Annotated in this window: 6 protein-coding genes; 2 read left to right on the top strand and 4 right to left on the bottom strand. The window is 43.6% G+C overall.

Annotation, left to right across the window (positions count from 1 at the left end; all coding sequences use genetic code 11):
* Positions 1 to 524: 524 nt before the first annotated feature.
* Positions 525 to 1,271, top strand: coding sequence for a hypothetical protein (locus tag HII16_RS12985; RefSeq protein WP_169130707.1), 747 nt, complete (start codon positions 525 to 527; stop codon positions 1,269 to 1,271).
* 95 nt (positions 1,272 to 1,366) lie between these two features.
* Here the strand turns inward: HII16_RS12985 and fadA are convergent, their stop codons facing one another.
* The 3 genes from fadA to ppa all read right to left on the bottom strand — a co-directional run bounded on the left by fadA (position 1,367) and on the right by ppa (position 5,529).
* Positions 1,367 to 2,530 (bottom strand): acetyl-CoA C-acyltransferase FadA, encoded by a 1,164-nt coding sequence (gene fadA, locus HII16_RS12980; RefSeq protein ID WP_169130705.1) that lies wholly within the window; start codon positions 2,528 to 2,530, stop codon positions 1,367 to 1,369.
* A gap of 14 nt (positions 2,531 to 2,544) precedes the next feature.
* Positions 2,545 to 4,716, bottom strand: coding sequence for a fatty acid oxidation complex subunit alpha FadB (gene fadB / locus HII16_RS12975; RefSeq protein ID WP_169130703.1), 2,172 nt, complete (start codon positions 4,714 to 4,716; stop codon positions 2,545 to 2,547).
* Positions 4,717 to 4,980: 264 nt separating this feature from the next.
* Complete coding sequence (ppa, locus tag HII16_RS12970; protein ID WP_135438086.1) at positions 4,981 to 5,529, bottom strand: inorganic diphosphatase; 549 nt, start codon at positions 5,527 to 5,529, stop codon at positions 4,981 to 4,983.
* 364 nt (positions 5,530 to 5,893) lie between these two features.
* Between ppa and HII16_RS12965 the strand changes: the two genes are divergently transcribed.
* Positions 5,894 to 7,888: a sodium-translocating pyrophosphatase gene (locus HII16_RS12965; RefSeq protein WP_169130701.1), complete on the top strand. Its 1,995-nt coding sequence runs from the start codon at positions 5,894 to 5,896 to the stop codon at positions 7,886 to 7,888.
* Positions 7,889 to 7,979: 91 nt separating this feature from the next.
* Here HII16_RS12965 and HII16_RS12960 read toward each other — a convergent pair whose 3' ends face one another.
* Positions 7,980 to 8,720, bottom strand: a complete 741-nt coding sequence (locus tag HII16_RS12960; protein ID WP_169130699.1) for a phosphoadenylyl-sulfate reductase — start codon at positions 8,718 to 8,720, stop codon at positions 7,980 to 7,982.
* Positions 8,721 to 8,722: the final 2 nt, after the last annotated feature.

The raw sequence follows: 8,722 nt of genomic DNA, 5'->3' as shown, positions 1-8,722 counted from the left end.
ATCTTGTGAGTGCTCACACAAATTGCATGATAACTAATTGTTAAAGAACCGATTCTTGTCGAATCGAGCCAATCAATCGCATTCGTTGTTGGCGTCGCTTTCCGTTGAAAGCGGATGCGCATTCTACGCAACTCAGTTTCGAAGTCAACAGTTAAATTTAAAAAACTTTAAATTATTTCGTTGTTGTCTGTAAGCGTTATCATATAAGGCTTGCAAACTTGAAACCGCACTTCCGTTTTAATTCGAATCAACATTGGTAGTTACCGCTGTTTCCCCGAGGAAGTGGAGCGCATTTTAGGGATTTTTGAGCTGCCGTCAACAGCAATTTTAAGAAAAGTTGAAAAAAACAGTTTGATCGCTGCTTTTTCAAACAGAAGTTACATTTAATAACCAATTTATTGACTTGTGATAACAATTCGTTTGTTATTCGATAAATAGCAGACGTATTTCATTGCTTATTATTTGAACTTGTAGTTAGATAGAGACTCAGACATAAGTACAATAATTAAATCTGCTGGTATCCCATGAAAAATAAAACACTAAAAATATTTTGGGGCATCGCAATAGCGCTAACAGTTAATGGTGCAGTAAACGCACAAGGATCACAAAATAAGTTTCTCTCTAAACTGATGTCAAAGTCAGTCGAAAAGGAAATATCTGTCGAGAGAACAGTAAGCAGTCTATTAAAACGATACCCGGACCTTCACGAATCCATTATTGATTTGGCTTTTACTCAATACCCGAGTGACTATCGTCAAGTTATAAGAGGCTCATTAAACGCAAATCCTAATTACGCGGACGAAGTCATAAGGCTGGCCATGCAACACGAAGTGGCACAGTGTAATGACATTATTAAAGCAGCCATTAAAGCTGAGCCTGGTTACGCTGATGACATCGTATTAGCAGCAAGCCGTCTTCATCCCGATGATAGAGACCATATCTACATTACCGCTCTGCAAACCAAACCGGTAATGGCACCGACAATCGTGACCACAACCGTTAAAGAATATCCTGATGATTTTGATCAGTTATTGTCTATCGCCTTTACCGAATTGCCGGAAATGTTAGACACCCTTTTACAAAGTGTGTTCGCCAACTTTTCTGACAGCGGTGAAGAAATTGTCGAAGTGGCTTTGAAGTCTGTCGATAAACAGCACGTCAACACCATAATTGATCAGGCGGTAAAAGCCGGTGTCAATAAAGATAAGGCAATTGATATCGCGGTTAAAGCTGGATATGAGAAAGACAACCTTGTACAGCATGCGCCGTAAAACATAGCGCAGTGCAACAATAAAGCGTCATTAAAAAAGGGAGCATGCGCTCCCTTTTTGTTGTTTGTATAAAAGCTATTATATAGAGCGAGCTATTAGACTCGTTCAAATACCGTGGCAATACCTTGGCCTAAGCCAATACACATGGTTGCAAGACCAATATTCGCGTCTTTACTTTCCATTAGGTTTACCAATGTCGTTGATATACGTGCTCCGGAACAACCTAATGGATGACCAAGCGCAATGGCACCACCGTTAAGATTGATTTTATCATCCAATACATCAAGCATACCAAGTGACTTAATACATGATAACGCTTGTGCGGCAAACGCTTCGTTAAATTCGGCGACATCAATATCAGCGACGATTAAACCAGCACGTTTCAATGCTTTTTGAGTCGCAGGTACCGGACCATAGCCCATAGTCGCAGGATCGCAACCGGCAACACCCATTGAACGAATCTTCATTCGTGGAGTTAACCCTAACTCTTTTGCTTTTTGTGCTGACATAACGAGCATGGCACTGGCGCCATCAGAAATAGCCGAAGATGTACCAGCGGTCACTGTACCGTTTGCCGGATCAAATACTGGACGTAAACCTTGCAGGCTTTCGACAGTACATTCTGGGCGAATCACTTCATCTTCGCTAATGAGTTTTAAGGCACCGGTTTGATCATGGCCTTCAACGCCAACGATCTCATTGTCCCATCGACCTTCTTGCTGCGCTGCAAACGCACGTTGATGCGAACGAGCACCAAACTCATCTTGCATTTCTCGACTGATACCATGTTGTTTGCCTAACAGCTCAGCTGTTAAACCCATGTTACCCGCCGCTTTGGCCATGTATTTTGCCATAGCAGGAGCGAAGTCGACATCGTACATCATTGGCACGTGCCCCATATGTTCTACACCACCAATTAAGAATACATCACCTTGACCGGCAATAATGCTGGTGCTGGCTTGATGCAGTGCTTCCATTGATGACCCACATAAACGGTTGACGGTTACACCGGCAATTGACTTTGGCATACCCGCCATCAATGAGGCATTACGGGCAATATTAAACCCTTGCTCTTTGGTTTGTTTAACACAACCCCAAATAACGTCTTCAATATCGGCAGGATCCAACGATGGATTGCGTTGTAAGATTTGACGCATTAGCGATGCAGATAATTCTTCAGCTCGCACATTTCTAAATATACCACCTTTGGAACGGCCCATAGGTGAACGTATACAATCGACAATTACTACTTCATTCATTCTATTATCCGCCCTTATTTGTTGGTTTTAACATCGGTGTTGAAATATGACTTATTGCTTGCAGCCATATCACGCAGGCCATCAGTAACCTGATAAATTTCACCAAGATGCGCGTACTTGTCTGCCATGGCGATAAAGTTATCCAAACCAAGCGTTTCAAGGTATCGAATTGGACCACCTCTAAATGGAGGGAAACCTAAACCATAGATCAGGCCCATATCGGCTTCGGCTGCGGTATCAACAACGCCTTCTTCTAGGCAGCGAATGGTTTCGTTAACCATAGGGATCATTAAACGGGCAATGATTTCATCACTGCTAAAGTCCGCCATTGGCTGACACATATCCGCTAGAATACCAACCGATGTTTCACTTGCCACTTTAACCGGACGACCACGCTTATCTTTCGAGTAGTCATAAAAACCAGTGCCATTCTTCTGACCAAGTTTGTCACTGTTATATAGTGCTTGGACAGGATCTTTGGCTAATTTAGCCATACGTGTAGGGAAACCTGCCGCCATCACGTCAGTACAATGATCCGCGGTATCTAAACCAACGACATCGAGTAAGTACGCTGGGCCCATAGGCCAACCAAATTGCTTCTCCATCACTTTATCAACGGCGCTGAAATCGGCACCTTCTAATAAAAGGTGACTAAAGCCAGCAAAGTAAGGGAACAATACGCGGTTAATATAGAAACCAGGACAATCATTTACGACAATTGGCGACTTACCCATTTTAGCGGCATAAGCGACAACGGCTGCGACGGTTTCATCAGACGTATTTTTACCGCGGATAACTTCAACCAACGGCATTTTATGAACCGGATTAAAGAAGTGCATGCCACAAAAACGCTCTGGTTTTGCCACACTTTCAGCTAATAGGTCGATAGAGATGGTCGAGGTATTCGAGGTGATAATGGCATCATCACTGACCACGGCTTCCACTTCTTTTAGTACTGCAGACTTAACCTTAGGGTTTTCAACCACGGCTTCAACCACAATGTCCGTGTCTTTGACACTGTCATAGCTTAACGTCGGTGTAATATTATTTAATACGCCTGCCATTTTCTTGGCATTCATACGGCCTTTATCAACCAGCTTGGTTAAAATGCCAGACGCTGTAGTCAGGCCTAAGTCTAAGGCATCATTATTGATGTCTTTCATCACTATTGGTGTGCCTTTGTAAGCGGATTGATATGCGATACCACCACCCATAATACCGGCACCAAGTACCGTTGCACGGTTTACTTTTTTGCTGGCTAGCTTAGCTGCTTTCTTGGCTTTACCTTTGACAACTTGGTCGGCTAAGAACAAACCTACTTGAGCTGTACAGGCGTCCGTTTTAGCAACTTTACCAAATGCGTCATTTTCTAACAGCATGGCTTCGGTTCGATCTAACTTAACCGACTTCTCCATAAGTTTAACCACAGCCATAGGCGCTGGGTAATGTTTGCCCGCTTTGGCTGCAACCATGGCTTTGGCCGTAGAGAAGCTCATCAAATGTTCGGTCTCAGACAAGGTCACCGGATCTAGCTTGACTTGTTTACGTGCACGCCAATCAAGGTCACCTTTAATTGCATCTTTGACCATAGAGAGCGCTGCGTCGCGCAAGTGCTCCGGGGCAACAACCGCATCGACAGCATGAAACGCCAAGGCTTTTTCGGCCTTATACGGCTTACCTGTGGTCATCCACTCAAGAGCATTATCAACACCAATAATGCGCGGTAATCTCACGGTTCCACCAAAGCCAGGCATTAGTCCCAACTTAACTTCTGGCAAACCAATGCTCGCACTGGTGTCGGCAACACGATAATCACACACTAACGCGGTTTCACAACCACCACCTAACGCAAAACCATTAATTGCGGCAACGCTAGGGATTTGCAAATCTTCAAACGCGTCAAAGATGTCACTGCTTGACTTAAAAACGCCAGCAATTTTTTCATCTGGGGTTTTGAATAATTCGGTAAATTCGGTAATGTCCGCACCTACTATAAAAGTGGACTTAGCTGATGTGACAATAACGCCTTGTGCGTCTTGATTTGCTGCGATGGCGGCAATAGCTTCTTTGTATTCTTGCAGGGTTGCTAGGTTAAGCGCATTAACTGAACCTTTCGCGTCAAAACATAACTCAACGATATTATCATCGAGCAGTTTGGCAGTGAGGCGTTCGCCTTGATAAATCATGCCTATCTCCTTTCCAGTTAAGGATTATCGTTATATTGCAAAGATTAAATAATCATTTAGGTTGACTGAGTGTGCCTTGTCTTAGCTGGCAAATCAATATTTTTTTAAACAAGCGTTTTAATTTAGCGTTTTAATTTTGCAAATGTCAATTTACCTATAATTTGAAGGTACTAAATAAAGGTAGTGTATTTGGTAAAAATCAGTAGCAAACAAGCATAAAAAAAGCCCGCAATAGCGAGCTTTTTTTCAATAATCTATACGAATTTAGAAAGCAGGTTTTTCTTCTGCGTCATCGTAACGCTTAACACTGTCAGTAATTTCGTCTTTCGCAGCTTGTGCATCGGCCCAACCTTCGATCTTAACCCATTTGTTTGGCTCTAGATCTTTGTAGTGCTCAAAGAAGTGAGAAATTTGGTTAAGTAGAAGCTCTGGCATTTCAGTTGCTTCATTGATACCACGATAAATAGTAGAAAGCTTGTCTACAGGAACCGCTAGCACTTTGGCATCTTCGCCTGACTCATCGGTCATTTTAAGTACGCCGATTGGACGACAAGTAATTACTGCACCAGGCATTAATGGGAATGGCGTTGGAACTAAAACGTCTACCGGGTCACCGTCTTCGGATAAGGTGTGTGGTACATAACCATAGTTAGTAGGGTAATGCATACACGTTGACATGAAACGATCAACGAAGATAGCACCTGAATCTTTGTCTACTTCGTATTTTACCGGATCAGCGTGAGCTGGAATTTCGATGATTACGTTAATTTCATCTGGCAGGTTTTTACCCGCAGGTACAGTGTTTAAGCTCATGGTTTTTCCCATTAAAACATAACTAAATAATTTAAGGCCGCTATTATAACCAGTTAATTTTTAAAAACATCTGTTTTGGCCTAAAAATAGCCAAAAACAATGAAACTTTAGTCAAAATATTGGGCTTTTTCCCTAAATAATGCCAACAAATGGGTTATTTTTTGACAAGTTTTACTACACATTTGCAATCTATAAAGCTAAGGTAAGAATAACGCGTTAATAATTAACGATATTTTAACGGAAACAATATTCACCTCTTTGTTAAGTTGTCTGGGCGGTGGTATCCCAATGAGGCTTTTTATAAAGCCATCAAAACCTATTTTGCGGTTGGGTTTTGCCTGATAACAACAATAATGGGGACATTATGGATAACATGCTATTGCTGCCTCCGGTACTAGGTATTGCCGGTTTAATTTTTGCGTTCATCCTCTATAACATCATTAAATCCTACGATGCAGGCAGTGAAGCCCTGCAAAAAATCGCCAATCAAATACATCTTGGTGCCATGGTCTTTATGCATCGAGAATACAAAATGCTTGCCATCTTTGCTGGCGTATTGTTGGTGCTTTTATATTTCTTTGTTGATCCAAATACTGCGTTGGCATTTTTAGTCGGTGCTGTATCGTCAGCTCTGGCTGGCTATATTGGTATGTTCACCGCAACCAAAGCCAATGTGCGAACAACCAATGCCGCTCATGAAAAAGGCTCGGCGTCGGCATTAACGGTGGCGTTTTTTGGTGGCTCCGTCATGGGACTTTGTGTCGCCTCTCTCGGTTTGATTGGTCTGGGTACTTTATACTGGTACTTTGGTGGCGATCCAACCACTGTACATTATATTCATGGCTTTGGCATGGGCGCGTCCTGTGTCGCTCTATTCTCTCGTGTTGGCGGAGGTATCTTTACTAAAAGTGCCGATGTCGGTGCTGATTTAGTGGGTAAAATAGAAGCCGGCATTCCAGAGGATGATCCTCGTAACCCTGGTGTTATCGCCGATAACGTTGGTGACAACGTTGGTGATGTTGCCGGTATGGGCTCGGATATATTTGAGTCTTACTGTGGCTCTATGATCGCATCAATCGCCATCGCATCAACCATGGTAGTTGATAACTTAGGCGATCGCGGCGCGCTAATGGCATTGCCTCTGGTCTTAGCATCTGTTGGTCTTATCTGTTCAATAATCGGTATCTTATTAGTCAAGGCGATGTCCGCCAGCAAGGCCGAAGTGGCTTTGCGTGCCGGAACGATGATTTCTGCGGTACTGTTTATTGTGCTTGCTTACTTTACCGTACAGTTTTTAGGTATAAACGCATATGTTTGGGGCGCGGTATTAACCGGCGCTATTGGCGGTATCATTATTGGTTTAGTGACCGAATACTATACCTCGAGCAAGCCTGTCGAGAAAATTGCTAAATCAGGTGAAACCGGACCGGCTACGGTGATGATAACCGGCCTTTCGGTTGGTATGGAATCAGTGGTTATTCCTGTATTAACACTAAGCGCAATTATCTACGCCTCAACCGCTATGGCCGGCTTGTATGGTGTAGGTATCGCTGCGGTTGGTATGTTAGCGACCGTTGGTATCACCATGGCGATTGATGCATACGGCCCTGTTGCCGACAACGCAGGTGGTATTGCGGAAATGGCTGGGCTTGGCGAAGAAACGCGCAATATTACCGACTCTTTGGATGAGTTAGGTAACACCACAGCAGCTATTGGTAAAGGTTTTGCCATAGGTGCGGCGGCGTTAGCGGCGCTAGCAATCATTGCTGCTTATGTCGAAACCATGACGGTTAAGATTCCCGACTTCTCATTACACCTAGGCGATCCTGAAGTGTTAATGGGACTGTTTATTGGAGGTATGGTACCGTTCTTAATTGCCTCAATTACCATGACAGCCGTTGGCGATGCCGCGTTTGAAATGATTCACGAAATACGTCGTCAATTTAAAGAAATTGACGGTTTACTAGAAGGTAAAGCGGATCCTGATACGGAAAAATGTGTTGATATCGCGACAACGGCAGCATTGAAGAAAATGATCTTGCCTGGGGTTATTGCCGTCAGTGTCCCTGTTGTCGTCGGTTTTGGTATTAGCCCGCAAGCTCTTGGTGGCATGCTAGGTGGTGCATTATTAGGTTGTGTACTTATGGCGCTGATGATGGCTAACGCTGGTGGCGCATGGGATAACGCTAAAAAGTTTGTTGAAAAAGGCAACTACGGCGGTAAAGGCAGCGACGTTCATGCGGCTACCGTTGTAGGTGATACCGTTGGCGACCCATTTAAAGACACCTCGGGTCCATCCATGAACATCTTAATAAATGTTATGGCCATCGTGTCACTGGTTATCGCGCCGGTTTTATAAAACACTGATCTATTGAGCGTAACTGGTAAACACACCAAACAAAAAGCCCGACATCTGTCGGGCTTTTTCTATTTACCGCTGTAAGGTTCACTTAGATGCCATCACCATCGGTGTGTAGACCACACTCGCGTTGTTGACCATTAAAACGGGTATCCGACTCTTGCATACCCAAAGTAAGTGGTTTACTCGAATGAACATCTCCCACCGATACATAGCCTTGCTCCCACAATGGATGATAAGGCAGATTATGGGACTGCAGATATTGATGAATATCCTTGTTACTCCACTCAATGATCGGATGCATTTTAAAACGCCCTCTGATCACCTGCAAAATAGGTAAGTTTTGACGATGTTGCGTTTGACTGTGTCGCACACCTGAGAACCAGGTATTTACACCCAGTTCGTCAAGACCACGCTCTAACGGTGCAACTTTGTTGGCTAAGTTGTATTGCTTTAGCTGTTCTTCACCACTTTGCCATTGCTCGCCATAACGAGCGCGTTGCCATGCAGGGGTTAATTCCGAGCGAAACACCTTTAAATTTAAGTTCAGCTTGTCGGTCATTTCATCAATAAAACGATATGTTTCTGGAAACAAATAGCCAGTATCGGTTAGCACCACAGGAATATCCGCTTTTATTTTCGTCACCATATGCAGCATTACCGCTGACTGAATACCAAAACTCGACGTTAATGCGAATTCTCCTGGCAAATGTTCCATCGCCCACAGTACACGTTCAGTTGCCGAAAGAGAGGCCAACTGTTGATTCCAGCTATCCAGTAAACTGTCTGGTAAAGATGCTGGAAAACGATTATTTACAGCGAGATTTGTCATCT

The organism is Thalassotalea sp. Y01, assembly GCF_012932945.1.
Classification (GTDB): Bacteria; Pseudomonadota; Gammaproteobacteria; order Enterobacterales; family Alteromonadaceae; genus Thalassotalea_A.
The sequence above is the reverse complement of the archived record's forward strand: the minus strand, read 5'-3'. Positions and strand labels throughout refer to the sequence as shown.